The organism is Pantoea sp. Lij88 (genome assembly GCF_030062155.1).
In the GTDB taxonomy this organism is placed as follows: Bacteria; Pseudomonadota; Gammaproteobacteria; order Enterobacterales; family Enterobacteriaceae; genus Pantoea.
Genome location: NZ_CP118269.1, coordinates 2074440 through 2097884, shown reverse-complemented (window position 1 = coordinate 2097884; position 23445 = coordinate 2074440). Strand labels below are relative to the sequence as shown.

The 23445-nt window shown below is 56.5% G+C and carries 23 protein-coding genes; 10 read left to right on the top strand and 13 right to left on the bottom strand.

Going from position 1 to position 23445, the window contains the following annotated elements; all coding sequences use genetic code 11:
* Nucleotide 1 precedes the first annotated feature (1 nt).
* The 4 genes from PU624_RS13545 to PU624_RS13530 all read right to left on the bottom strand — a co-directional run bounded on the left by PU624_RS13545 (nucleotide 2) and on the right by PU624_RS13530 (nucleotide 3045).
* The gene (locus tag PU624_RS13545; RefSeq protein WP_283547984.1) at nucleotides 2-1309 is read right to left on the bottom strand and encodes an MFS transporter; all 1308 of its coding nucleotides are present in this window, start codon (nucleotides 1307-1309) and stop codon (nucleotides 2-4) included.
* A gap of 321 nt (nucleotides 1310-1630) precedes the next feature.
* Complete coding sequence (locus PU624_RS13540; RefSeq protein WP_283545408.1) at nucleotides 1631-2341, bottom strand: ArsR/SmtB family transcription factor; 711 nt, start codon at nucleotides 2339-2341, stop codon at nucleotides 1631-1633.
* Between the two features lie 4 nt (nucleotides 2342-2345).
* The gene (locus PU624_RS13535; RefSeq protein WP_283545407.1) at nucleotides 2346-2729 is read right to left on the bottom strand and encodes an amino acid-binding protein; all 384 of its coding nucleotides are present in this window, start codon (nucleotides 2727-2729) and stop codon (nucleotides 2346-2348) included.
* A gap of 1 nt (nucleotide 2730) precedes the next feature.
* Entirely contained in the window at nucleotides 2731-3045 is a 315-nt protein-coding gene (locus tag PU624_RS13530; protein WP_283545406.1) for an antibiotic biosynthesis monooxygenase family protein, read from the bottom strand.
* A gap of 140 nt (nucleotides 3046-3185) precedes the next feature.
* On the opposite strand from PU624_RS13530, the gene PU624_RS13525 reads away from it, so the two are divergent.
* Nucleotides 3186-4079, top strand: coding sequence for a dihydrodipicolinate synthase family protein (locus PU624_RS13525; protein WP_283545405.1), 894 nt, complete (start codon nucleotides 3186-3188; stop codon nucleotides 4077-4079).
* Between the two features lie 13 nt (nucleotides 4080-4092).
* On the opposite strand, the gene PU624_RS13520 is transcribed toward PU624_RS13525, so the two are convergent.
* From PU624_RS13520 to PU624_RS13510, 3 genes are all read right to left on the bottom strand, one after another.
* Nucleotides 4093-4587, bottom strand: a complete 495-nt coding sequence (locus tag PU624_RS13520) for a P-loop nucleotide/nucleoside kinase family protein (RefSeq protein ID WP_283547983.1) — start codon at nucleotides 4585-4587, stop codon at nucleotides 4093-4095.
* A gap of 290 nt (nucleotides 4588-4877) precedes the next feature.
* Nucleotides 4878-5117: a hypothetical protein gene (locus PU624_RS13515; protein WP_283545404.1), complete on the bottom strand. Its 240-nt coding sequence runs from the start codon at nucleotides 5115-5117 to the stop codon at nucleotides 4878-4880.
* A gap of 275 nt (nucleotides 5118-5392) precedes the next feature.
* Nucleotides 5393-5725 carry a cupin domain-containing protein gene (locus PU624_RS13510; RefSeq protein ID WP_283545403.1) on the bottom strand — a complete coding sequence of 111 codons (333 nt, stop codon included), beginning with the start codon at nucleotides 5723-5725 and terminating at the stop codon, nucleotides 5393-5395.
* Nucleotides 5726-5864: 139 nt separating this feature from the next.
* Here PU624_RS13510 and PU624_RS13505 point away from each other — a divergent pair, with 139 nt between their 5' ends.
* From PU624_RS13505 to PU624_RS13485, 5 genes are all read left to right on the top strand, one after another.
* Nucleotides 5865-6503, top strand: coding sequence for an RpiB/LacA/LacB family sugar-phosphate isomerase (locus tag PU624_RS13505; protein ID WP_283545402.1), 639 nt, complete (start codon nucleotides 5865-5867; stop codon nucleotides 6501-6503).
* 229 nt (nucleotides 6504-6732) lie between these two features.
* The gene (locus PU624_RS13500; RefSeq protein WP_283545401.1) at nucleotides 6733-7848 is read left to right on the top strand and encodes an ABC transporter substrate-binding protein; all 1116 of its coding nucleotides are present in this window, start codon (nucleotides 6733-6735) and stop codon (nucleotides 7846-7848) included.
* A 165-nt stretch (nucleotides 7849-8013) separates the two neighbouring features.
* Nucleotides 8014-8421 carry a DUF2231 domain-containing protein gene (locus PU624_RS13495; protein WP_283545400.1) on the top strand — a complete coding sequence of 136 codons (408 nt, stop codon included), beginning with the start codon at nucleotides 8014-8016 and terminating at the stop codon, nucleotides 8419-8421.
* Nucleotides 8422-8433: 12 nt separating this feature from the next.
* Nucleotides 8434-9735 (top strand): PQQ-dependent sugar dehydrogenase, encoded by a 1302-nt coding sequence (locus PU624_RS13490; RefSeq protein ID WP_283545399.1) that lies wholly within the window; start codon nucleotides 8434-8436, stop codon nucleotides 9733-9735.
* 627 nt (nucleotides 9736-10362) lie between these two features.
* Nucleotides 10363-10995, top strand: a complete 633-nt coding sequence (locus PU624_RS13485; protein ID WP_283545398.1) for a DapH/DapD/GlmU-related protein — start codon at nucleotides 10363-10365, stop codon at nucleotides 10993-10995.
* A gap of 11 nt (nucleotides 10996-11006) precedes the next feature.
* Here the strand turns inward: PU624_RS13485 and PU624_RS13480 are convergent, their stop codons facing one another.
* Both PU624_RS13480 and PU624_RS13475 read right to left on the bottom strand, forming a co-directional pair.
* Entirely contained in the window at nucleotides 11007-11891 is an 885-nt protein-coding gene (locus PU624_RS13480; RefSeq protein WP_283545397.1) for an EamA family transporter, read from the bottom strand.
* Complete coding sequence (locus PU624_RS13475; protein WP_283545396.1) at nucleotides 11888-13093, bottom strand: MFS transporter; 1206 nt, start codon at nucleotides 13091-13093, stop codon at nucleotides 11888-11890. The genes PU624_RS13480 and PU624_RS13475 overlap by 4 nt, the downstream gene beginning before the upstream one ends.
* 126 nt (nucleotides 13094-13219) lie before the next feature.
* Between PU624_RS13475 and PU624_RS13470 the strand changes: the two genes are divergently transcribed.
* Together PU624_RS13470 and PU624_RS13465 are read left to right on the top strand one after the other, a co-directional pair.
* Complete coding sequence (locus PU624_RS13470; protein ID WP_283545395.1) at nucleotides 13220-13675, top strand: winged helix-turn-helix transcriptional regulator; 456 nt, start codon at nucleotides 13220-13222, stop codon at nucleotides 13673-13675.
* A gap of 237 nt (nucleotides 13676-13912) precedes the next feature.
* A complete protein-coding gene (locus PU624_RS13465) occupies nucleotides 13913-15343 on the top strand; it encodes a purine-cytosine permease family protein (protein WP_283545394.1) in 1431 nt (476 codons plus the stop codon).
* Between the two features lie 106 nt (nucleotides 15344-15449).
* Here PU624_RS13465 and PU624_RS13460 read toward each other — a convergent pair whose 3' ends face one another.
* The 4 genes from PU624_RS13460 to PU624_RS13445 form a co-directional block, all read right to left on the bottom strand.
* Nucleotides 15450-16772 (bottom strand): MFS transporter, encoded by a 1323-nt coding sequence (locus PU624_RS13460; RefSeq protein WP_283545393.1) that lies wholly within the window; start codon nucleotides 16770-16772, stop codon nucleotides 15450-15452.
* 190 nt (nucleotides 16773-16962) lie between these two features.
* A complete protein-coding gene (locus PU624_RS13455) occupies nucleotides 16963-17976 on the bottom strand; it encodes a GT-D fold domain-containing glycosyltransferase (protein ID WP_283545392.1) in 1014 nt (337 codons plus the stop codon).
* Between the two features lie 424 nt (nucleotides 17977-18400).
* Nucleotides 18401-18958, bottom strand: a complete 558-nt coding sequence (locus PU624_RS13450; RefSeq protein WP_283545391.1) for a helix-turn-helix transcriptional regulator — start codon at nucleotides 18956-18958, stop codon at nucleotides 18401-18403.
* Nucleotides 18959-19027: 69 nt separating this feature from the next.
* Nucleotides 19028-19252 (bottom strand): hypothetical protein, encoded by a 225-nt coding sequence (locus PU624_RS13445; protein ID WP_283545390.1) that lies wholly within the window; start codon nucleotides 19250-19252, stop codon nucleotides 19028-19030.
* A gap of 503 nt (nucleotides 19253-19755) precedes the next feature.
* On the opposite strand from PU624_RS13445, the gene PU624_RS13440 reads away from it, so the two are divergent.
* Nucleotides 19756-22113, top strand: a complete 2358-nt coding sequence (locus tag PU624_RS13440; protein WP_283545389.1) for a membrane-bound PQQ-dependent dehydrogenase, glucose/quinate/shikimate family — start codon at nucleotides 19756-19758, stop codon at nucleotides 22111-22113.
* Nucleotides 22114-22416: 303 nt separating this feature from the next.
* A complete protein-coding gene (locus tag PU624_RS13435; protein WP_283545388.1) occupies nucleotides 22417-23397 on the top strand; it encodes a TIM barrel protein in 981 nt (326 codons plus the stop codon).
* The last annotated feature ends 48 nt before the right edge of the window (nucleotides 23398-23445 follow it).

Below are 23445 nucleotides of genomic sequence, written 5' to 3'. Positions count from 1 at the left end.
CTCAGCTAACAGTTTCATGGGCAGGCGACACGGCACTGCGGGTACGGCGATAGAGATAAAGCGTGGCGCCCAGGGCACATACAGCCGCAAAACTCATCCAGTAGCCTGGCGAGGCTTTATCGCCGGTCATCTCAATCAGGCCGGTTGACATCACCGGGGTAAAGCCACCGAACAGCGCAGTTGCCAGGCTGTAGGCCAGTGAGAAGCCCGCCACACGCACTTCCGCAGGCATGATTTCGGTCAGCGCCGGGATCATCGCGCCGTTATAAAGACCGTAAATCATCGACAGCCACAGCAGCACGCCCAGCATCATTGAGAAGCCCGGAGCGGCCGCCAGCATGCTCAGCGCCGGATAGGTGGTGACGATTGCCAGCAGGGTCATAGCGACCAGCACCGGCTTACGGCCAAAGCGGTCGGAGATGGCGCCGCCAATCGGCAGCCAGATAAAGTTCGAAACCGCCACCAGCAGCGTCACCAGCAGGCTGTCAGAGGCGCTCAGCAGCAGGACTTTCTTGCCAAAGGTCGGCGCATAAACGGTGATCAGGTAAAACGCCGTGGTGGTCATCGCCACCATCAGCATCCCGGCAATCACGACCTGCCAGTTATTGAGCAGGATGCGGAACACCTGTTTCACATCAGGATGGCTGCGACGATTGTTGAATTCCTGTGTCTCTTCCAGCTTACGACGCAGCACGAAGATAAACGGCACAATCAGGCAGCCAAACAGGAACGGAATACGCCAGCCCCATTCACGGATGGCACTCTCTTCCAGTACGGCGTTGAGGATAAAGCCCATCGCCGCCGCGACCATAATGGCGACCTGCTGAGAACCCGACTGCCAGCTGGTGTAGAAGCCCTTGCGGCCCGGCGTAGCAATTTCTGCCAGATAGACCGACACACCGCCCAGTTCCGCACCGGCGGAGAAGCCCTGCAGCAGTCGGCCAATCAGCACCAGCATTGGAGCCCACAGGCCAATGCTCTGATAGGAGGGGATCAGCACGATCATAAAGGTGCCCGCCGCCATGATAGAGAGCGTAACGATCAGCCCCTTACGACGGCCAACCTTATCGATGTACGCGCCCAGCACCACGGCACCGATTGGGCGCATCAGGAACCCTGCGCCAAACACGGCAAAGGTCATCATCAGTGAGGCAAACTCACTGCTGGCCGGGAAGAAGGTATGGGCAATATAGGTGGCATAAAAACCGAACAGGAAGAAATCAAACTGTTCGAGGAAATTGCCCGAGGTCACACGGAATATTGCGCCGATCCTGGCGCGGTGAGTCATGGGTGAGGTCGTCTGCATCAGTAACTCCAGTAAGGTTTGACGCTTTTTGCCGCGCCTGTTACTGAAGAGTGGATCAGCGCCCGGCGCGAAATAAGTGCAAAAAGGGCATGAATTGATGTGCTCTCCGCATGATTGCCGCGCGTTACCATTTAAAAGCGTTTTGATTCAATCGATTACTGGGTGTTGCGTTTTTTTGCCGCGTGTTATCGGGTCTGAGACGAGTTTGCGGAAATGTGACAGAATTCATACGCGTGTTACGAGCTGACAGCGGGATCCCGGCCGGTTTTAGGCCACCCGTGCAGAGCGGGGGCGGCAAAGGGTCAGGAACGCAGACGTGCTGTGTCAGCGAAGGGTAATATCGAAAACCTCACGTAAATGCCGGACACCCGCTTCGGTAAATGCGACCTCACGATAGCCGGGCTGGCGGGTGAGCCAGCCCTGTGCATCAAAGGCGGTCAGCAGCGCTGCTCCCGCGTAGCCGCCGAGATGGAAGCGGCGCTCACTCCAGTCGAGACAGCCGCAGCACGCCTTGCGGCGACCAGGCTGCGAGAGATCAATCCGCAACGCCGCAAACTGCTGCCGTCCGTAAAGGGTGACCGCGCTACCCTCCGGCGTGATCCACGCCTGTTGCGCCATAACAGCGTAGATCTGCACTGCGACTTCACCTGCCAGATGGTCGTAGCAGGTGCGGGCGGTGCGAAGCGCTGTCGGCGTGCTGCTCTCCGGCGCGGCGATCCGTCGCCACGATACGCCCATCATGTTTTCAATCAGCGCCGCGATATCACTGCCGGTCAGCCGGTAATAGCGATGACGCCCCTGCGCCACACAGACGATCAGACCGCTGTTAATCAACCGGTTCAAATGCGCGCTGGCGGTGGAGGGCGCCACGTCGGTTACAGCACAGAGCTCCGTGGCGGTCCAGGCGCGTCCATCCATCAGCGCTGACAGCATCCTGACCCGTGACGAATCGGCCAATGCGGCGGCGACGCCCACAATCGCGTGCTCAAGCGCATCACTGTCGTCTGGTACGTGTTGCGGTTGCGGCCCTGTCATCAGATTACGGTATCCATTCAGTGGTCAGCCCGGCGGCTGATTGATTGTTATCGGTGATCAGGATCAGCTGGTTAGCGTGATCGCTGTATTGCACCAGAATGTTGATCCCGGCATCGGCCAGGCGGGCCGTAATCTCCCCCAGCTCGCCGGGACGCTGCTGCGGTAGCCTGCGAATCAACGGAATGTTGAGTGCCTCAACGGCGATCCCTTCCGCTTCCAGAACTGCTCGCGCCCGTTCGCCTTCGGCAACCAGAAAATGGGCGTGGCTCTGCTCACCAGAAGAGAACAGGCCGCCGCCTTCCAGTCCGATGCCATGACGGCCCAGCAATGTGGTAAGTCGGGAAAGGGTGCCTGGACTATTTTGCAGGATCACATGAATATCGAACATGTTAATTTATTCCCTGTTGTGAGGCATATTCTCTGACCAGCGAGACGATGCGCAGTCGATACCCGGCAAAAAGGGTTTCACGGCCTTCCTTTTGCGCGGCCTGGTGGCACAGGTTGCGCTTCCAGGCCAGCACCGACTCTTCATCGCGCCACCAGGAGAGCGAGAGGATTTTTTTCTCATCGGTCAGGCTCTGGAAACGCTCAAGAGAGATAAATCCGCTGTTTTGCATCAGCAGCGGTTTAAGGTCGGCAGCCAGTTGCAGGTAACGCATCTGGTGTTCCGGGCGGGCCTCGGCTTCAAACAGTACGGCAATCATCGCTATTATCCCTGGTTTGAAAGTAAAAGGGTTGATAGCGCCAGAATAGCGGGCGGGGCGAACCGATGCTTCGGCCGGTAACGAAATATGGCTGTATGGGCTATATCCAGCCCGTTCACGTTTACGTAGGAGCAGACGATATGTTCAGCGGACTCAGTGCCTTTCCCCTTACCCCCTTTGCTCATGGTAAGCCCGATGAAGCGGCTTTTCTGCGGCTGCTGCGCAGGCTGACTGAGGCAAAAGTCGATTCCCTGGGCGTGCTGGGCTCTACCGGCAGCTACGCCTACCTGACCCGTTCACAGCGCAGGCGCATTGCCGGACTGGCAGTTGAACAGGCAGATTCGATTCCGGTGATGATCTGCATCGGCGCGGTGAGTACCGATGAGGTGCTGACGCTGGCGGAGGATGCGCAGCAGGCGGGCGCCGCCGCGTTACTGCTGCCGCCGCTGGGTTATCAGGCGTTGAAAGAAGATGAGGTGTTTACGCTGTTTGAGACCGTAACGCGCCACGCCTCGGTGCCGATCTGCATCTATGACAATCCGGGCACCACCCATTTTACCTTTTCCGATGCGCTGCTGGGCCGGATCGCCGCACTGCCCGGTGTCGGCTCAGTGAAAATTCCGGGTGCACCGGCGGAGCAATCTGCGGCGAACGATCGCCTGGCTCAGCTGCGCGGTGCGCTGCCTGCTTCCGTGTCGATTGGCATCAGCGGGGATGCCTCTGCCGCTAATGCGTTGATTGCGGGCTGTGATAGCTGGTATTCGGTGTGCGGCGGGCTGTTTCCGCGCGTCGCAAAAGCGATGACCGACGCGGCAGCCGCAGGCGATCATGCAAGCGTCAGGGCGCAGTCCGATCGGCTGCAGCCGTTGTGGGCGCTGTTCCGCCAGCATGGCGGCAGTTTCCGGGTGATCAGTGCGGCGGCGGGTCTTCTGGGGCTGACCGAGCGCGACTGCCTACCGCATCCGCTGTTGCCGCTATCTGATGCAGATGGCCAGCAGATTGCTGACGTGCTCGCGGCACTCGAACTCGCTTAACATGTCAGAAGGCTTAACCGTGACGTACCAGGTTAAAGCCTTCCTCCTCCTGCGGCGGTTCAAAATAGCGGGTGATCAGCGCGAACTGCTCATCCGTGGCGGCAAAGGCGTGTTCGCCGCCCTGATTACGGGCGTGCAGCCGCGATTTACACAGCGCGTCGGTCACGTCCAGATAATGCAGTTGATGGCCGGCAGAGGATGCCTGAATCACCGAGCGCATCCAGTCACGATTCGCCCGTGTGTTGGCCGGAAAATCGAGCACCACCGACACGCCTGCGTTTAGCAACGCCACCAGATGGGGCGTCATCGCCTTTCTGAGTTTTGCCGCCACGCGCACGTAATCGGCCACCGACTGCATCTCGTCCTGATAGAGCGCGGCCAGCCACTGATCTTCGCTGATCACTACGCAGCCGGGCGCAGCACCCAGATCTGCGGCCAGTGTGGATTTCCCGGAAGCAATTTTTCCACACAGCAAATGCAGCATGGCATGGGAAGAGGTCATGGTTATGTCACTCCTGAGGGGCCTGATAATGAGTCGGGAACAATTCAGGCTAACAAAAGAGGTGAGAGAGAAGCAATCACAGGCGTGAGGTCGGGAAGAAGTTAAGACTAATGGTTATGCGCATCATCGCGTTCGCGGCGGTGGGGAGTCATGCACTGATCAAAACAGGTGGCTGTTGCTGGAGACCCTACGGACGAGTTGACGCGCCTGAACGGGAGATGCGGTCAGGCGGTTCTACGATATCAGCGAGGCAAAAAGGAGGACGTGAATCTGCGCTGAACAGCCGGGCAGAGGCTTCATTTTTGGGCCATGAGTAAGGTCAGCAGTTCACGGCAGCAGGCTTCTTCTTCTGCACTGTCCGCAGAGGCCAGATGACGCAGCAGTTCCATGCAGCTTTTTTCCTTACCCGCTTCCATTAACTCTTCGATCAGAAAATTGAGTTTATCCTGCTCAGACGCCGCAAAGGATGAACGGAACTCATTTTTAACCGGAACGTTGTGGTTCAGCGGCAAGGTGAGGGTGTTTTGCATTGGCATATTATTATCCTTGTTCGGGTTAAAAAACGCACTGGTGTTGCTATTAAACTTATACAACGATCCGGGTTTTGTACAGAAATGGACCTGATTGATTTTTTAGGTGAGGCTAAGCGTAGCGCGGCTCCGGAGGAAACACTGGCTAATCATCCAGTTAGCCGGTACAGGGATTTCAGGAAAATTGTACGGGTTTAAAGTCAAATTCATGGGAAGGGAAAAGATCTCAGCGGTGCGGCAGTTAAACCGGCGGCCCGCTGAGTCGCCTGCACTTTTTATGATCAGGATTTAGCAGTCAGAAAATCTTCCCGCTGTGGCGTAAAGGTATCAAGCAGCACGCCTGCCTCAAGACAGACACAGCCATGAACCACCTCTGGCGCTTTGTAGAGTGTATCCCCGGCGCCCACGTCCCGCGTCTCACCATCGATGGTGAAGGCAAAGCGTCCGCTCAGCACATAGGTCAGTTGCTCATGAGGATGATGATGCAGCGGGCCAACAGCCCCTTTTTCGAAACTCACTTCAACCGCCATCATCGTGCCGCCATGTGCCAGCACGCGGCGGGTAACACCGTTACCCAGATCTTCGGATGGTCGCTCTTTATGGTAGATAAACATCGTAATCCTCACGCGGTAGCGGGCGCTGCAGTGGCCATTTTGTGATGTCTCTCACAGCACCAGGGTGAATTAGTCCATGCACTTTAGTGGTTTTTCTCTAAAATGAAACGGTGTTTCATTTATTTTGTGAGGGTAGATCATGAAAATCGCGTTAATGATGGAAAACAGCCAGGCCGCAAAAAACGTTACCGTGCTGAAAGAACTGGAAGGCGTCGCGCAGCCGCTGGGCCATCAGGTCTTCAACGTTGGCATGAGCGATGAGCAGGATCACCATCTGACCTACATTCACCTCGGCATCCAGGCCAGCGTGCTGCTCAACAGCCAGGCGGTGGATTTCGTGGTCGCGGGCTGCGGCACCGGGCAGGGCGCGCTGATGTCGCTGAACATCCATCCGGGCGTAGTCTGCGGTTACTGTATCGATCCGGCCGATGCTTACCTGTTCGCGCAGATCAACAACGGCAATGCCTTATCCCTGCCATTCGCCAAAGGGTTTGGCTGGGGCGCTGAACTCAACCTGCGCTTTATCTTTGAAAAAGCGTTCACCGGCGAGAAGGGCAATGGTTATCCGCCAGAACGTAAAGAACCGCAGGTGCGCAATGCCGGTCTGCTGAATCAGGTGAAGGCAGCGGTGATCAAAGAGAACTACCTCGATACCCTGCGCGCTATCGATCCTGAACTGGTACGCACCGCCGTGAGTGGCCCGCGTTTCCAGCAGTGCCTGTTTGAACAGGGCAAAAACCAGGAGATCGTTGCCTTTGTGCGTCAGCTGACTCACTAAGTCTTCCGATTTGACAGGGCCGGTCTGACCGGCCTTTTTTATTGTCTCTCCTCGTCCGCTACTGTTCAGCTCTGCTGCGCCCGCGCCGGAGAGGGGTGGCGACGCAGTCTGCCTTTTAATCTCCGCCGCAAAAAACCCTTACCCGGGACTTCCCCTGACCGCACTTTTAGGTGATAGTAACGCCGCTTTACATTAATAATTCTCATTATCATTTGTGCGGGCTTTTACAATGAAAAAATGGTTTTTAGCGCTGGGGCTGCTAACGCTGGCAGGGACGGCTTCGGCCAAAATGATTACCGATGTTGCAGGCCGTCAGGTTGAGGTGCCGCAGGAAGCAAAACGCATCATCCTGGGTGAGGGCCGTCAGATCTATCTGCTGGCGGCGTTTGATACCGATGCCCCGTTCAAACGGGTGATTGGCTGGCGCGATGACCTGCATAAGGCGGACTGGGATGGTTATCAGGCTTATGAGAAACGCTATCCGGAGATCAAAAAATTACCGACGTTTGGCGGCGCGAAAGATGGCACTTTTAACATCGAACAGGCGTTAACGCTGAAGCCCGATCTGGTGCTGATGAATCTGGAATCCAAAGCGGCCACCGATGAAGGCAAGCTGATTGAAAAACTGCACGCGGTCGGCGTGCCGGTGGTGTTTATCGATTTCCGTGAAGCGCCGATGGTGAACGCGGAGAAAAGTATCCGCATCATGGGCGAACTGGTGAACAAGCCGGAACGTGCTCAGGAGATCATCACCTTCCGCCAGCAGCAGATTGACCTTGTGACCTCGCGTCTGAAGAACTTTACCGGCTACCGCCCGAAAGTGATGATTGACCGCGCAGGCGGCTACAGCGACGAGTGTTGTATGTCGTTCGGCAATGAGAACTTTGGTCAGATGGTGGAGATCGCGGGCGGTCGTAACATCGCGAAAGATCTGATCCCCGGCACCTTCGGCACCCTTAACCCGGAGCAGATCATCGCCAGCCAGCCCGATGTGGTAGTGGTGACCGGCGCGAACTGGAAGAACTACAATACCGTGGGCAAATGGGTCGGCGTCGGTCCGGGTGCCAATGTCACCGAAGCCACGGCACGTCTCAAAGCGCTAATGATGCGTGATGCCTTTAAAACCCTGCCGGTCGCGCACAACGGTAACGTTCACGCCATCTGGCATCAGTTCTACGACAGCCCGTATCAGTTTGTGGCTATCCAGGCGCTGGCGAAATGGCTGCATCCCGATCTCTTTGCCGATCTGGATCCGGATGCCACTTTCCGCACGTTCCACGAGAAGTTCCTGCCGCTGCCTTACCAGCCAGGATACTGGGTGACGTTACCCGCTGATAAGCCCTGACTGACCGGCGATGACAGGGACGTCATCCGCCTGATCTGCAATTCCTTCCGAATAAACCCTCTGTTTCTCTTCAGATTTACTAATCTTTTACAGGCGCGGGGTCGGTTGCTCTGAGCAGCGCGACGTCTGACCCAATCCGCATTCACGTTAAAAATGGAGAGAAACATGCGCAATACCCTGGGAAGATCGGCCTTTGCCGTGACGCTGTACGCCTTGCTGGAGCCCGTACCGCTGGGCTTTTTTGTGGCGGCCTGGCTGTTCGACATCCTCTACATGCAGACCTTTGTGCAGTTCTGGACGGATGCCGCCAGCTGGCTGATTGCGCTGGGACTGATACTGGCGATTGTGCCGCGACTCATCGCGCTGGTTTATCTGTTTCGCGGTAGCGACAGTGCGGAGAAGGGCCATTTCTGGCTCTGGCTGGTGGCGATTGTGATCGCTATCGTCAATGCGTTTATTCACAGCCGTGATGCCGCCGCCGTGATCCCGCTGGGCGTGACGCTTTCGACGCTGGTGGTAGCGCTGCTGCTGCTGGCGAATGTGCAACTTGCGTTACGTCAGCGTAGCGCTTAAGGAGGAGCCATCATGAACATACCGCATAAAACGCTGCTCGCGCTGTCCCTGACCGCATTGCTGGCAGGCTGTGATGATGGTGCGCTGGTCGATCCGCAAAAGCAGATCGGACCGAATCCCGAACTGCCGCAGGCGCAGAACTTCTTTATGCCGCCGATGCAGGTGCCGGAAGGCACCCCCTGGAAAGCCGGTGAAATGCCAAAAGTGGCTGACGGACTGAAGATTGAAAAGATTGCTGAGAATCTGCAGCATCCGCGTCAGGTTTACGTCCTGCCGAATAACGATGTGCTGGTGGCGGAATCCAACGGGCCACCGAAGCCCACCACCCGGCCAAAACAGCTGATTATGGGCATTGTGCAGAAAGCGTCTGGCAAGGGCGGTGACGGCGGCAACCGCATCACGCTGCTGCGCAACGTCAATGGCAAATGGGAGCAGCACCGCTTTATAGAGAATCTGCACTCGCCGTTTGGCATGCAGCTGATTGGTAATACGCTCTACGTGGCGAATGCCGACAGCCTGGTGAAGTTCCCGTATCGCGAAGGCGAGACGGAGATCCGCACCGCGCCTGAAGAGGTGACGGAACTGCCGGGCGGGCCGATTAACCACCACTGGACGAAATCGCTGGTAGCCAGCCCGGATGGCAGCAAGCTCTATGTGGGTGTCGGCTCTAACAGTAACGTCACCGAGAACGGCATTGGCGCGGAGTATCGTCGGGCGGCAGTGCTGGAAGTGGATGCGGCCAGCGGTGCCAGCCGTATTTATGCCAGCGGACTGCGCAACCCGACCGGCTTACAGTGGGAACCGCAGAGCGGCAAACTGTGGGCTATCGTCAACGAGCGTGATGAAATCGGCTCCGATCTGGTGCCTGATTACATGACCTCGGTGCAGGATAAAGGCTTCTACGGCTGGCCCTACAGCTACTATGGCCAGCATGTTGATACCCGTGCCGAACCGCAGCGTCCCGACCTGGTTGAGAAGGCGATCAAGCCGGATTATGCCCTGAGCTCGCATGTCGCGCCGCTGGGCCTGCTGTTCTACGGCGCCGATAACATGCCGCAATACCGTGGCGGCGCGTTTATCAGCGAACATGGCAGCTGGAACCGGACGCCGCTCAATGGCTACAAAGTGGTGTGGGTGAAATTCGAAAACGGCAAGCCGGTCGGTCAGCCGCAGACGGTGGTCTCGGGCTTCCTGACGGAGGACGAAAAGCAGGTGCGTGGTTTGCCGGTGGGTCTGGCCAGCGACAAACAGGGCGGTGTGCTGATTGCGGATGATGCAGGGAATACTGTCTGGCGTGTCAGCGCCGCGAAGTAGGTTCTGCGCTGCTTTTTTGAGCAGGCAGCAGGCATAAAAAAAGGATTTGGCATCTCGCCAAATCCTTTATTTTTTGTTCGCGACCCGGCTGGTAACCGCGCTGCGAACGAGGTGCTCAGCACTCTCCACAAACAAGATTGTAAAATGTGCGGCTAAGGATTTCAAGTTTCGCCAAAATGCTGTATGTTTATACAGGTGTTGGGTGTTGAGCATCGCCTCATTGTCGACTGGCCGCTCCCAGGGGCACGGTTTTAAAATCCCGGCAGGCATCAGGTGGTGCTGGCCTGTGGCTTTAACCATGAGTGCCGCTCAGCCCTCTCCACAAAGATGTGCTTAGGCGCCCAGCGGGTAGAGTCAAAGCCCTGGTTGCCGAACAGCGCGCTCCTGTAAAAGGAGAAGGAAAGTGATGGAACTGACTAAGCTGATTCTGGATCTTATCCGGGTCATCTTGCAGATCATCGTTGCCCTTATGCAACTGACCGGTCACGCAGGTTAACCGGAACTTGAAACAAGGCGGAGCTAACCACTCCGCCTTTTTTCTGTGTCAATTCTCTGTCATCAGGCGCGGGTAAGGTGGTGCGGCGAAAGCAGGCCGCCGGGGCGCTGCTTATCCAGACCGGGAGTAATATGTCCATTGCCGCCGTTATGCCTGCCCGTTTAGCGCACACCTGGATTGATGACACGGTGAAGATGCGGGACACCACCGTAGGTCTGCAGTGTGAGATCCTGGCGCACAGTTCGCTGGAATATAGCGAGCTGGGTGACTTCTCCTATGTCGGCGAGCACTGTTGCCTGGCCGACACTCAGATAGGGCGATTCTGCGCCATTGCCAATCAGGTGCGTATCGGCGCGCCGAATCATCCCATGGACCGCGCCTCCCAGCATCGCTTTACCTACTGCCCGGAGTACTACCATCCCGCCGCCCGCCGCGATCAGGGCTTCTTTGCTGACCGTCGCGCCGACCGGGTGGTGATCGGGAATGATGTCTGGATCGGCCATGGTGTGATTGTGCTGCCCGGCGTCACCATTGGTGATGGTGCGGTGCTGGCTGCCGGCGCAGTGGTAACGAAAAACGTCGCCCCCTACAGCGTGGTCGGTGGTGTGCCGGCCCGGCCACTGCGGGTGCGGTTTACGCCCGCGATTGCCGCCCGTCTGCAGCGCATTGCCTGGTGGAACTGGCCGCTGGAGAAACTGATGGCGAATCTGCCCGACTTTCAGCACGGCGACATCGAAGCGTTCTGCCAGCGGCACGGTGAATAGCCCTCTCGACGTCAGGCGAATCGCACGCTGATAAAGTGTACGACCCGCTGACCATAGAGTCCCACCGCCAGGCCGGCGATGATCAGCAGCAGCGCAACGATCTTCTGCGCTGAAACCGTTTCGCCGAATATCGCCACCGACCCCAGGATGCCGAACACCGGCACCAGCAGCGACAGTGGCGCGACGGTGGAGACCGGATACTGTTTCAATAGCCAGTTCCACACCCAGTAGCCGAGCAGGGTGTTGGGGTAGACCTGAAACAGTATCGACAACACCGCCTTCACATCCAGCTGGGTGAACAGCGCGTGATAACCCGCGCTGCCATTCACCAGCCCGTCCAGCAGGAAGAGCGGGATGGGGGCGAAGGCACTCGACCAGACCAGAAACGCAAAAACCTGCCGCGTGCCCGCTTTTTTATTGATGATGTTGGCAATACTCCAGGCTATCGCCCCCGCCAGCACCAGCAGCATCCCGGAGAGCGTCACCGAACCATCGGTAATGAAAAAAATGCTCAGCAGACCGGCGCAGGCGAGCAAACATCCGGCGATCTGATAACGGCTGAGGCGCTCTTTAAATACCCAACTACCCAGCAGCAGGGTGAAAAAGGCGCTGAACTGCAACAGCAGCGAGGCGATGCCCGCCGACAGCCCGGTTTTAATCCCCAGATTCACCAGACCCCATAAACCAATCCCGAAGACCAGGCCATAGCCGATCAGGTCGCGCCACGGCACGTCCGGTTTTTTAATAAAGAACAGGGCTGGCAGGGCGCAGAGCGTAAAGCGGATGCCTGCCAGGATAAACGGATCGACCGCGTGCAACCCGAGTTTGATAACGGAAAAATTAACGCCCCAGATGGCGGTGATCAGCACGGCGAGCAGCAGATGAGAGAGTTTCATGCGTGACGTGCTCCATACCAGCAGAGAAAAGCGGAGGCGCTGACTGCGGCACCGGCATAACAGACGGCCTGCCATCCCCAGTGAGCATAAAGCTGGGTGGCGGCAATCGCGCCCAGCGCACTGCCCAGCGAGTAAAAGCACATATAGGCGCCGACCAGACGACTGGCCGCTTCGGGGCGGGCCGCCACGATCAGGCTCTGGTTAATCACATGTACCGTCTGAATAGCGAAGTCGAGCAGGATCACTCCGATTATCAGCAGCAGGAGCGAGCTCTTCAGCGCGGCGATCGGCAGCCAGGAAAAGGTCAGCAACGCCAGGGCGAAGCCGGTGGCACGCTGCCCCCGTCCCTGGTCAGCCCATGCGCCCGCTCTGGATGCCGCCAGTGCGCCGGCCAGGCCCGCCAGTCCGAACATTCCAATCCCGGTGTGTGACAGCGACAGATCCGTCAGCGGCAGCACCATCGAAGACCAGAGCATACTGAAAGCGGCAAAAATCAGCAGCGCCAGGATGCCTCGCCTGCGCAACAGCGGTTCCGTGCGGAACAACCGGAGCACCGACAGTAACAGCTGAGGATAAGCGGGGCGCTGCGCCTGACCAGTTGTGGCGGGCAGCACTTTCACCAGCACCAGTGAGATAAGCAGTAACAGGCAGGCGGCTATCAGATAGACCGCGCGCCAGCCCGCCAGATCGGAAATCATCCCGGAAACAAAGCGCGCCAGCAGGATGCCGATCACGATGCCGCTGGTCACGCTGCCGACCACCTGTCCGCGCTGTGCAGGCGACGCCAGCATGGCGGCCCAGGCCACCATCAGCTGCGTGACCACGGCCATTAAACCTACCAGCAGCATCGCACAGAGCAGCGTCATCAGATCCGGCGCAAAAGCCGCAGCGGTTAATGCCAGCACGGACAGCAGCAGCTGGGTGAGCACCAGTTTTTTGCGGTTGATGCAGTCGCCCAGCGGCACCAGAAAGATCAACCCGAGGGCGTAGCCGGTCTGGGTAGCTGTGACCACCGCGCCGATGCTGGCGCGAGAAACCTGCAGACTGGCGGCTATCGATTCCAGTAACGGTTGTGCCGAGTAAACATTGGCGACAGCAAGCGCAGAAGTGAGTGAGAACAACAGGATCATCCGGGGAGAAAGCATGGGTGTCGCGTCTGCGGGTGGATCGGCTTCACGGGTCTTGCATGTCGTCATGGTCATTTTCGCGCCTTCTGGTTTTTATTTGCAACTGGACTGGCAATATCATTAACCGGGCTGGTTTTTTTTTGCAACTTCTTTTCAGGATGGCTAAGCTGGTTTCATCAGACAGGCAGAGTGAGAGAAAACATGGCTAAGCAGGAATCCCTGAGAACCAGCGAGTGTCCGGTTGCCAGAACCCTGGAATCGATAGGGGAACGCTGGTGCATGATGATCGTGCGTGAAGCCTTTGATGACGTCCGCAGATTCAGTGACTTCCAGCGTAACTTAGGGCTGGCGAAAAATATCCTGGCGTCGCGCCTGAAGCAGCTGGTGGAGATTGGCGTGTTTGAGATTGCGCCCGCCTCTGATGGCAGCGCCTACAGCGAATATGTCCTGACCGAAAGAGGCCGCTCGCTGTTTCCGGTGGTGGTGGCGATGCGCCAGTGGGGCGAGCGCTATCTGTTTGAAGAGGGCGAGACCCACTCGGTGCTGCTGGATAATGCGGAAGGCAAGCCGCTGCCGCGTCTGGAGGTCTACTCTTCGCAGGGGAAGAAACTGGACTCCGCCGACTGTCACCGTCAGCGGGTGGTTGCAAAGGGGTAACCATCGGGTGATTGCCTCCCCGGTACACGCTGCACCTGGCAGGCCTGACATCGCACACACTTCCCGATCAGCGTTGTCAGCCTGTCGATATCATCACATTTTCCAATGACAGGTCGCCTTGTAACTTCCCGAGGCGCATGACATTCTCGCTAATTGTATAGACATGTATCTTCAACCATAAACCGGGCACATTACCTTTTCAGTTAAGGCGTCTCTCACTGTTCCAGCGAGGAATCTATGTCGGTCAAATCATCTGTATCAGATTATTCAGGCGCTGATAAACCGCGTCTGTCAGAAACCCGTTCCATTGATTACATCCCGTTGCGTGAACGTCATGGTCATCCCTTCAGCCAGTTCACGCTCTGGTTTGGTGGCAACCTGCAAATCACGGCCATTGTCACAGGTGCGCTGGCCGTGGTGCTGGGGGGTGACGTCGTATGGTCGCTGATCGGCCTGCTGGTGGGACAGATTCTGGGCGCAGCGATCATGTCTTTGCATGCTATCCAGGGCCCGCGCCTGGGTTTACCGCAGATGATCACCAGCCGGATGCAGTTTGGCGTGTTTGGTGCCGTCATTCCTCTGGTGCTGGTGTGCATGATGTATGTGGGGTTTTCAGCCAGCGGGACAGTCTTAGCGGGGCAGGCGCTGGCTAAACTTATCCATGTCAGCAATTCAGCCGGGATGATCCTGTTCAGTACCCTTATCGTGATCATCGCGGTACTGGGCTATCGCGTGATTCATCAGCTGGGGAAGGTGGCAAGCGTTGTGGGCGTTTTAGCCTTTGCTTATCTGTTTATTACGCTGTTCTCTACGCATGACTTATCCGCCGTGTGGCAGAACCAGCATTTTACCCCGGCAAATTTCCTGCTGGCGGTCTCCCTTTCTTCCTCCTGGCAGATTGCCTTCTGTCCTTATGTCTCTGACTATTCGCGCTACCTGCCAGCGGATGTCTCCGCGAAGAAACTGTTCAGCTCGGTCTTTTTTGGCACCGTACTGGGCACCCAGGCGTCAATGACGCTGGGGGTCATTGTCGCGGCGATTGCCGGAAGTGCGTTTGCAGGGAATGAGGTGGGTTACATCGTGAGTATGGGCAGCACGGCGACCATGGCCATGGTGATTTATTTCGCGATTTGCTTTGGGAAAATTACGTTTACCACGCTGAATGCCTACGGCAGTTTTATGTCACTGACGACCATTGTCTCTGGCTTCCGGCAGCAAACTACGCTGAGCCGGGGAGCGCGCATTCTGTTTGTGGTGCTGATGGTGGCGCTGGCCTGCGTCATTGCGCTGCTCAGTGAACCGGCCTTCCTGAAATCCTTCACCCACTTCCTGCTTTTTCTGCTGGCTTTCTTTGTGCCCTGGAGCGCAATCAGCCTGACCGATTTTTATCTCATCACCAAAGGCAGGGTTGATGTCCCCGCTCTGTCGCAGCCGGATGGACGCTATGGACGCTGGAACCTCGCCGGGATTAGCGTCTATTGTCTGGGCGTGCTGGTGCAACTGCCGTTTATCGATAATCCGCTGCACCATGGATCGCTGACCTGGATTTTTGCCGGTAATGATGTTTCGTGGATTGTCGGCTGGTTTGCGACGGCACTGTTATGGCTTATCGCCAGCCGCTGGGATCGCCGTGGCACACCGGAAAAGTCAGTTTATCCTGCGGAGTAACAAGATAAAGCCCCTGAGCAACTGTCACTCAGGGGCTTGAGTCTGTGCGGGTGTGATCACCCGCGTGTCAGATGACCGATGAATCAGGCCATCGGCTTGCGTCAGATCAGGCAGCTGAAACATCCGCCGCACCGGTCTGCGTTTCGGACACCAGCGGCTTCTCCGGCTGCAGCAGCGTCATCGCCAGCATGCTGCCGAAGGCGATCACGGCGGTGACGGTAAACATCGCGTTATAACCGTAATATTCCGCCAGCCAGCCGCAGAGCATCGGAGAGATAATCGCTGCCAGATTGGCAATCGCCAGCGTCATACCGCTGTAGGTGCCGACCGACGCTTTCGGGGTGACATCAATCACCACCGACCAGTAGACATTATTCACCAGCGCATTCAGCGCATTGCCCAGGGTCATCAGCGCAATAATGCCGGCGGCCGACTGCACAAACGGGATCGCCATAAAGCAGCAGGCGGTGCCGCACAGCGTGACCGCGGCAAACAGATTGCGCGCCAGCCGCAGATTATTGAAGCGGGCCAGCAGGGCGTCGGCAATGCGGCCACCCAGCAGCACCGTGATGCAGGCACCGCTCCACGGGATCATCGCCACGTACCACAGCGAATGCAGATCGTAATGGAAATTATCCTGCAGATACTTCGGCATCCAGGTCACCAAAGTAAAGGTGATGTAGAGGAAGGAGAAGTAGCCTAAAGCGTTGCAGACCAGCGTGCGGCTGGTGAAGAAACGCCACCAGGGCAGTGGCACGCTGTCGCCCGCGCTGCGGCGCTGACCGCTCTGGATCAACGCGCGTTCTGCGGCATTGGTATGAGGGCTTTTATCCGGGCTGTCGCTGAAGGTGCGCGCAAACAGCGCCATCGCCAGCAGGGAGAACACCCCCAGCAGGATAAACATCATGCGCCAGTCATGGGTCAGCAGCAGCAGGCCCACCGCAATCGGAGCCGTCAGCAGCGCGCCAACCTGCGTTGAGAGCAGGCCAATGCCCAGCGCAAAGCCGCGCTCGTTATCGGGTGCCCAGTGCGCAATCGCCTTGTTCATCAGCGCATAGGCCGGGCCTTCAGAGAAGCCAAACAGGATGCGCAGGGCAGCAAAACCCATAATGGCAGAGCCGCCAAACAGTGCCATGCCCAGTTCACCGGCCCAGGCGGTGGCAATCTCCAGCAGCGACCAGAGCACGCCGGCCAGCAGCCAGACCTTTTTCGTGCCGATACGGTCGGCCAGAAAGCCGCCGCACAGCGAACCAAACAGATAGCCAAAGCCAAAATAGCCCAGCACCGCGCCGAGCTGGACTTTGCTGAAGTGGTATTCCGCCGCAATGGCGTTGGCTGCAAACGACAGGGCGCCGCGATCGATGTAGTTGATCAGGGCGATCAGGAACAGCAGTGAAAATATGGTGTAACGGTAACGGCTGGATGTCATCTCACTTCTCCTGATTAAATGTTTCAGGAAAACAGAAGCAAAATTGATGCCGGAAGGGCAATTCTGCGGTAAACAGGGGGCGGGAAGTGGGTGCGGGCCGCAAAGCCCGCATTAAAGGCTGTTAACTGATCCGGCTAATTATTTGCCTGCGCATCAATGCGGTGCAGCCGCTGCCTGCCGATGGTGAGTCTCAGGCGGCGTTATGATGCGTGTTGCTGACGTGTGGCAGCGGGATAACCACGGCTTCAGTGATCGCTACCTCTTCAGCACTCCTGCTCTGCGGTTGTTCGCCAACATGCTGCAAAATCTGTCGCTGATAAGTGGCATCGGCCACGGTAGTCTGTTCGCTCAGGAGTACGCCCGCTTCATTCACGTTTTTACCTTCCACTATTATTTTTGTAGTGGCACTGGCCAGCATCCATTCATATTCAATATCGACATGGCCGCTATCAATACAGCGGATACCCTGCTGGCTTAAATCATAGGCCAGTACCGTTGCCGTCGGTCCCAGGGAAATTAAGACCAGATCAAAGTTGACGGCATTCCTGGATACAGTTTCAAACAGGCGATCATAAACAGAAAAGGCGTTGCGGTTCAGCGTGGTAATACGTTTCACTTCGCTGGCACCCTCCAGTAAATCATTGCCTAATCCCAGACGCGTTCCACTGCCTTCAACAATTAATACCCGACGGCCCTGATAGAGCTGTTTAAATTTATCAAATATCGTCCGGGATAATTGTTTGCCCTTATAATCGTGATAAGGCCGGGTCACGGAAGTATTTCCATACCGGACCTGTTTATTCAGCAGAGCCTCATAATGTTTAAAGTAAAATGATTTATGGAAGAACCAGAACAGGGCCGATCCACTCCGCATATTACGGGTGGTACGAAAGGCATCCGGCAGACAAATCAGGCAGTTCGGGTTGGCCGCTGAATCCTGCTGCAGCAGGGCTTTTAGCCGGGCGGACAGCTTCGGGTCAAATGGCTGGAAACCAATATTTTTATACCAGGTCATTTCCAGTTCACCGTCGCCATACCGGGCCAGCGATAATTGTGGATTATGTAATAACAGGTCAATGGTTTCTTCAATCGACATAACGGAATAACGTTTTACCCGTGCCTGTGCAGCAGGATAGCGAAGCGCGGCATTGATAAATTTAAACGGGAAACGAAACTTGCGATAAATAGCATGGAGTACGGACATAGTGAACCTGCCTGGGTTATTGCTGCCAGAGAAAATTCCGCCTGCTGGCCGGATAAATAATAATAAGAGTGATGATATATATCACAGATAAAAACAGCGTCAGGCTACGGAATATCTGAAATCGTTTTCACTGTCCGTATTCCGCTTTTAATTAATCTGTTTTTTGAGGGGTGTGTAACTAAAAAAATAATGAAATGGTCTGTGACTCGAGAAATTAATGCCTCTGAAAATGCATCACCCCGCACCAGCGTTGAATATCACACCGATATTAACAGCAGAGCGGAGACTTTCCCGATTTCAGCATTAAGAGTTATTGCAGGGCAGGGTGAATCAATCATTACGATTATTTGACAGTAAAATTGCTCACACTGGTTATCAGCCATGACGTGATAGCAGACGTCCGATCGCGACCTTTTCCCGACAACTATGCACATACCTGGCGACGACGTTCGATCAGTCTGGTAGCGATCGACTCCACTTCCGTAAAGTCTTTTGAAGCACTGGCTCTTAGTGCCAGATTCCATTTGCTGAGTGTACGGGCGTTAGCAGCCAGTTCGCTGCCTGCTTTAATTCGTCCATTCTCTGCCAGCCATGCAGCAACGTCAGCCCAATCCCAAAGCGGTGACTGGCCTTTAATGCGCTGAATCGGGCAGGGAAAGTCACCGTTACCGCGCGTGCCGTCTTTCAGCATAGCGATGGCCTGGCGGGACATTTTTGTGATCTCTGCAATGTCGCTTAGCCCGACCAGTGCAGAATCCACAGACGTTACTGTAGCGCCTATACCGGCAGACTCCACGTTATCAATTGCGGATGCAATAGCGTAGTCCAGCGAGTCTGCTTCACGGTCAAATTCCAGATAAACAGATCGGCCATATGCGCAAATTAGCGCATCGTCACAGCCGCTTTCAAACAGCGCATCTTCCAGTCCTTCGGTCTCATAGGTTACGCCGGAGAGAGTCAGAGTGAAGTTATAAAGCGCCATATTACCTCTTCTTTTCGTGGGTGTGTGACCCGGTAAAGAGTGGCGTTAACGGCTCATTACCGGGCAAAATCATGTGCAGCGATCGACCTTACGCCTGATTTGCTTAGCGTAGTTCTCCGGGCTTCGTGGCGTAGACCACACACTCATTTGATGATCCCGGTGCTCATCTTCTGGATTCCCGCAACGCAGCTTGCAAAAGCAATGGGCTGAATCGCCCGGTGGAACCCAAATCCAGCCATTCTTTAGCGCATAATCAATGGCTGCCTGAACAGGCCTGTTCGGATGTTTCTTCATTTGCCTCCGAATAACTGGATTCTATTCTCTGTGTTGACATTCGTCAACGGTGATGGAGTCCATCCGTTGATGCCTGCTTGAGTGTTAAAGTGATGAGATGCAGTCCCTATGTGAAGTGATTTATTACTGCCCTGAGAAGCAGATTCCATTTAGATGGCCATTAATATCAATAGGGTAATTCACACCCTGTAATGGCTGGCCGGGGAAAACTTTTAGCCGGGAATCAGAGAAGCACCGCTTGTCTGTTAATTGTTCGCCTTTGAACAAAAGGTGCGATAGTTAGCAGCCTATGGTTAACTTTTTGTGATGGTTATCCCGTTCTTCCCCCTTCAGAAAGTAAAAAAATCGGCCTGAACCCCTCTGCGAGTCACATTTATAATAAATATTACTAATCATTTACGCCTGTACACGTTTTTACATATTTCGACCATACGTTAAAATCGCGTTGAAATTATGTTTCGGGATTAACTTTTTAATCGCCGCTAATGACCCGAGGAAGGATCATGATCAATAAAATAACCAGTATAATCATGGTGATATTTGCTATTGCCCTGATTTACATGGGAGGACAACTCCTGCTGGCAGGAGGCAGCGCGTTCTATGCGCTGATGGGCGTGGGTGTTCTGCTCAGCGCGATTCTGCTGATGATGAACAAACGCAGTGCGCTGACGCTCTATGCGCTGCTGATGTGGGTCACGCTGTTCTGGACTATCCGGGAAGTGGGCTTCGACAAATGGCAGTGGATCCCGCGCGGCGATCTGTTTGGTGTGCTGGGCGTCTGGCTGGCTCTGCCGTGGGTGGTACGTCCGCTCTATCAGGGGCAGCGTCGCTTCCATCCTTTCCTCGGCGGTTCGGTGGTGCTGATGGTACTGCTGGTTATCGGCCTCTGTTTTTACGATCCGCTGCCGCAGCAGGGGACCATTACTACGCCGCGCAACGCCTCTGCGACCGGTGGTGCCGCTGAAGAGTGGAGCGCCTACGGCGGAACGGCGGATGGCCAGCGTTTCTCTGCGCTGAAGCAGATCACCAAAGATAACGTCAAAGATCTGGAAGTGGCCTGGACCTATCATACTGGCGATCTGCGTCAGGGTGATGATGCAACCGAGTACACCTTTGAAGCGACGCCGCTGAAAGCCAACGGCATGCTCTACTTCTGTACGCCGCACAACGAAGTCCATGCGCTCGACCCGGAAACCGGTGCGGTGAAGTGGAAAACGATGCCGGATAAAAACCGCTCTTATCTGCAGCAGCACCAGACCTGTCGTGGCGTGAGCTATTTCGACGCCGGTCAGCAGGCGCAGCAGCAGACGGGCGCGTCCCCGGCCCTCTGCCGCAAGCGTATCTTTAACGCAACCACCGATGCCCGCCTGCTGGCGCTGGATGCCGACACCGGCAAGCCGTGCGCTGACTTTGGTGACAACGGTGTGGTGAACCTGCGCGATAACATGGGCGAAGTACGTCCGCACGCGCTGATGCAGACCGCAGCACCGCTGGTGGCGGGCAATCTGGTGATTGTCGGCGGCTCAGTGATGGATAACGGCTTTAACAGCGGCAACCCATCCGGTGTGATCCGTGCCTATGACGCCGTCAGCGGTCGTCTGGTGTGGAACTTCGATCCGGCTAACCCGGATAACACCGCACCGGTCGCGGCAGGTGCCACCTATCCGCAGGATACCCCGATCGCCTGGGCGACCCTGAGCGCGGACCTGAAAAACGGCCTGGTCTATGTGCCGTTTGGTAACGCCTCGCCGGATGAAGTCGGCATTGAACGCGACCCGGCCAGCAACACGGAGAAATTCCGTGATGCGCTGGTGGCGCTGGATCTGAAAACCGGTGCGTTCAAATGGCGTTATCAGAGTTCGAACCACGACCTGTGGGATCGCGATAACCCGTCACAGCCGTCGCTTGTGGACATCAACTATCAGGGCAACCCGCAGCCTGCGGTGATCCTGCCGACCAAAACCGGCAACCTGTTTGTACTGAACCGCCTGACCGGCGAACCGGTTTACCCGGTAGAGCAGGTTAAGGTCTCCACGGATGGCATCAAGGGCGAGCAGTATGCGGCGACCCAGCCGGTCTCCAGCCTGAACTTCATTCCGCAGCCGCTGACTGAGAAGTCAATGTGGGGCATCACGCCGTTTGACCAGATGGCCTGCCGCATCACGTTCCGTGAGCTGCGTTATGACGGTAACCCGTGGACGCCGCCAACCGAAAAAGGCTCGCTGATCTTCCCGGGCAATATCGGGGTGTTTAACTGGGGTTCCGTGGCCGTTGATCCACAGCGTCAGATGCTGATTGCGGCACCGGTGCGCCTGGCTTACAAATACAACCTGATTAAACGCACGCCAGAAACCGAAACCCAGCGTACCTTCACCAAAGATGGCACGCCGTACTGGAATGAGAATTTCCACGGTGACTACGCTATCCACATCCAGCAGATGGCGTCGGGGCTGGGTATTCCCTGCATCGCGCCACCGTGGGGACGGATGGTGGGTGTGGATCTGACCACCGGCAAAACCGAATGGCTGCGTCGCGTTGGCACCACGAAAAACCTCAAAACCAGCTTCCTGCCTGGCCGCTTCCCGCTCGGTTTCCCGATGGGGATGGTCGCGCACGGCGGACCGCTGCTGACGGCGGGTGATCTGGTGTTCCACGGCGCAACGGCAGATAACTTCTTCCGTGCTTACGACAGCACCACCGGTGAACTGCTGTGGCAGACTGAACTCAGCGCCGGAGCGCAGGCCACGCCATCCACCTTTATGGGTAAAGATGGTAAGCAGTATGTGGTGATTGCCGCAGGCGGCCACGGCTCGCTTGGCACCACGGCGGGCGACAGCGTTGTCGCTTTCCGTCTGAAGTAACGTCATGTCGTCCCGCTGAGCGCCGCCCTGGCGCTCAGCTTTTTTCACGCTTTTTCCTGTCAGATTTCACGCCCCGGCTTCCCGCCTCAATCCGTTGTATTTCTCTGCAATTCCCCCCAGGCTGCCTGTCATTCATCTGATAACGCACCGAAACTATTTCGTGACCGCGCTCCCGGTTTAAGGATTTCCCTGGCCTGACTGACTTGCGCATTGAAGCGCGAGGCGTAGATTAATACATAACTTCACAATTAATCGTGAATATGAAAAGTACTTCACAATACGCACTCTGAAGGATTGATGCTCATGTCGGAACTGAAATTTGCTACCCGTCTCAACTCGTTTGCCTCGGGAGCTCACCTCTACTGGCCCGATCAGCAGGGCAAGCCCTCTGTGCTGCAGATGGTTGCCCGCGCAGGCAAGGTCAAAGGCTTAACGCATCTCGACCTCAACTTTCCGCAGCATCTGACCAGCGATATTCCCACTCTGCGCCAGGCAATCAGTGACGCGGGTCTGGCCGTCAACGGCATGCAGATGCGCTGGGATGCGCCGCAGTTCAAAATCGGCGCCTTTACCCATCCTGACGCCAGAGTGCGGCGTGAAGCGATCGAGCTGACCAAGCGCGGCATCGATGCAGGCCGGGAGTTCGGTTCGCGGCTGATGACGCTGTGGATGGGGCAGGATGGGTTCGATTACTGCTTCCAGGCGGACTATAAGAAGATCTGGGAGGATGCGGTCAGCGCCGTGCGTGAAGTGGCTGAGTATGCCCCGGACGTGGACGTCAGCATTGAATACAAACCCAATGAGCCACGCGCCTACAGCATCTTCCCCAACGCCACCACCTGTCTGCTGGCGGTAGAAGAGGCGGGCTGCGCCAATCTGGGCATCACCCTGGATTTTGCGCACGTGCTGTTTGCCAATGAGATTCCGGCTTACGCCGCTGCCATGGTGGCACGCCGCTCACGCCTGCTGGGGCTGGACCTCAATGACGGCTGGGGCAAACGTGACGACGGCCTGATGGTCGCCTCCGTGAATCCGCGCGCGACGCTGGAGTTTCTCTGGCAGATGCAGCGCGACGGCTACAGCGGGGCCTACTACTTCGATACCTTCCCGGATGCCAGCGGTCTTGACCCGATCCGCGAAGCAGAAAGCAATATCGCGACCGTGACCCGGCTGCTGCGGCTCTGCGACCAGCTGCACGGCAACGCAGCGTTACTGGCGGCCATTGAGCGCCAGGATGCGGTCGCCACCCAGCAGATCGTCAATGACATCATGCTGGCGCGATAACAACAGCACCCTGCATAACAAAAAAACTCTACCCAACATGCTGAGAAT

Excerpts from the sequence above, each read along its gene's own strand:
- PU624_RS13540 (WP_283545408.1), bottom strand. The coding sequence starts at position 2,341 with ATGACAGGGCCGCAACCGCAACACGTACCAGACGACAGTGATGCGCTT.
- PU624_RS13535 (WP_283545407.1), bottom strand. The coding sequence starts at position 2,729 with ATGTTCGATATTCATGTGATCCTGCAAAATAGTCCAGGCACCCTTTCC.
- PU624_RS13530 (WP_283545406.1), bottom strand. The coding sequence starts at position 3,045 with ATGATTGCCGTACTGTTTGAAGCCGAGGCCCGCCCGGAACACCAGATG.
- PU624_RS13525 (WP_283545405.1), top strand. The coding sequence starts at position 3,186 with ATGTTCAGCGGACTCAGTGCCTTTCCCCTTACCCCCTTTGCTCATGGT.
- PU624_RS13515 (WP_283545404.1), bottom strand. The coding sequence starts at position 5,117 with ATGCCAATGCAAAACACCCTCACCTTGCCGCTGAACCACAACGTTCCG.
- PU624_RS13510 (WP_283545403.1), bottom strand. The coding sequence starts at position 5,725 with ATGTTTATCTACCATAAAGAGCGACCATCCGAAGATCTGGGTAACGGT.
- PU624_RS13505 (WP_283545402.1), top strand. The coding sequence starts at position 5,865 with ATGAAAATCGCGTTAATGATGGAAAACAGCCAGGCCGCAAAAAACGTT.
- PU624_RS13500 (WP_283545401.1), top strand. The coding sequence starts at position 6,733 with ATGAAAAAATGGTTTTTAGCGCTGGGGCTGCTAACGCTGGCAGGGACG.
- PU624_RS13495 (WP_283545400.1), top strand. The coding sequence starts at position 8,014 with ATGCGCAATACCCTGGGAAGATCGGCCTTTGCCGTGACGCTGTACGCC.
- PU624_RS13490 (WP_283545399.1), top strand. The coding sequence starts at position 8,434 with ATGAACATACCGCATAAAACGCTGCTCGCGCTGTCCCTGACCGCATTG.
- PU624_RS13485 (WP_283545398.1), top strand. The coding sequence starts at position 10,363 with ATGTCCATTGCCGCCGTTATGCCTGCCCGTTTAGCGCACACCTGGATT.
- PU624_RS13480 (WP_283545397.1), bottom strand. The coding sequence starts at position 11,891 with ATGAAACTCTCTCATCTGCTGCTCGCCGTGCTGATCACCGCCATCTGG.
- PU624_RS13475 (WP_283545396.1), bottom strand. The coding sequence starts at position 13,093 with ATGACCATGACGACATGCAAGACCCGTGAAGCCGATCCACCCGCAGAC.
- PU624_RS13470 (WP_283545395.1), top strand. The coding sequence starts at position 13,220 with ATGGCTAAGCAGGAATCCCTGAGAACCAGCGAGTGTCCGGTTGCCAGA.
- PU624_RS13465 (WP_283545394.1), top strand. The coding sequence starts at position 13,913 with ATGTCGGTCAAATCATCTGTATCAGATTATTCAGGCGCTGATAAACCG.
- PU624_RS13460 (WP_283545393.1), bottom strand. The coding sequence starts at position 16,772 with ATGACATCCAGCCGTTACCGTTACACCATATTTTCACTGCTGTTCCTG.
- PU624_RS13455 (WP_283545392.1), bottom strand. The coding sequence starts at position 17,976 with ATGTCCGTACTCCATGCTATTTATCGCAAGTTTCGTTTCCCGTTTAAA.
- PU624_RS13450 (WP_283545391.1), bottom strand. The coding sequence starts at position 18,958 with ATGGCGCTTTATAACTTCACTCTGACTCTCTCCGGCGTAACCTATGAG.
- PU624_RS13445 (WP_283545390.1), bottom strand. The coding sequence starts at position 19,252 with ATGAAGAAACATCCGAACAGGCCTGTTCAGGCAGCCATTGATTATGCG.
- PU624_RS13440 (WP_283545389.1), top strand. The coding sequence starts at position 19,756 with ATGATCAATAAAATAACCAGTATAATCATGGTGATATTTGCTATTGCC.
- PU624_RS13435 (WP_283545388.1), top strand. The coding sequence starts at position 22,417 with ATGTCGGAACTGAAATTTGCTACCCGTCTCAACTCGTTTGCCTCGGGA.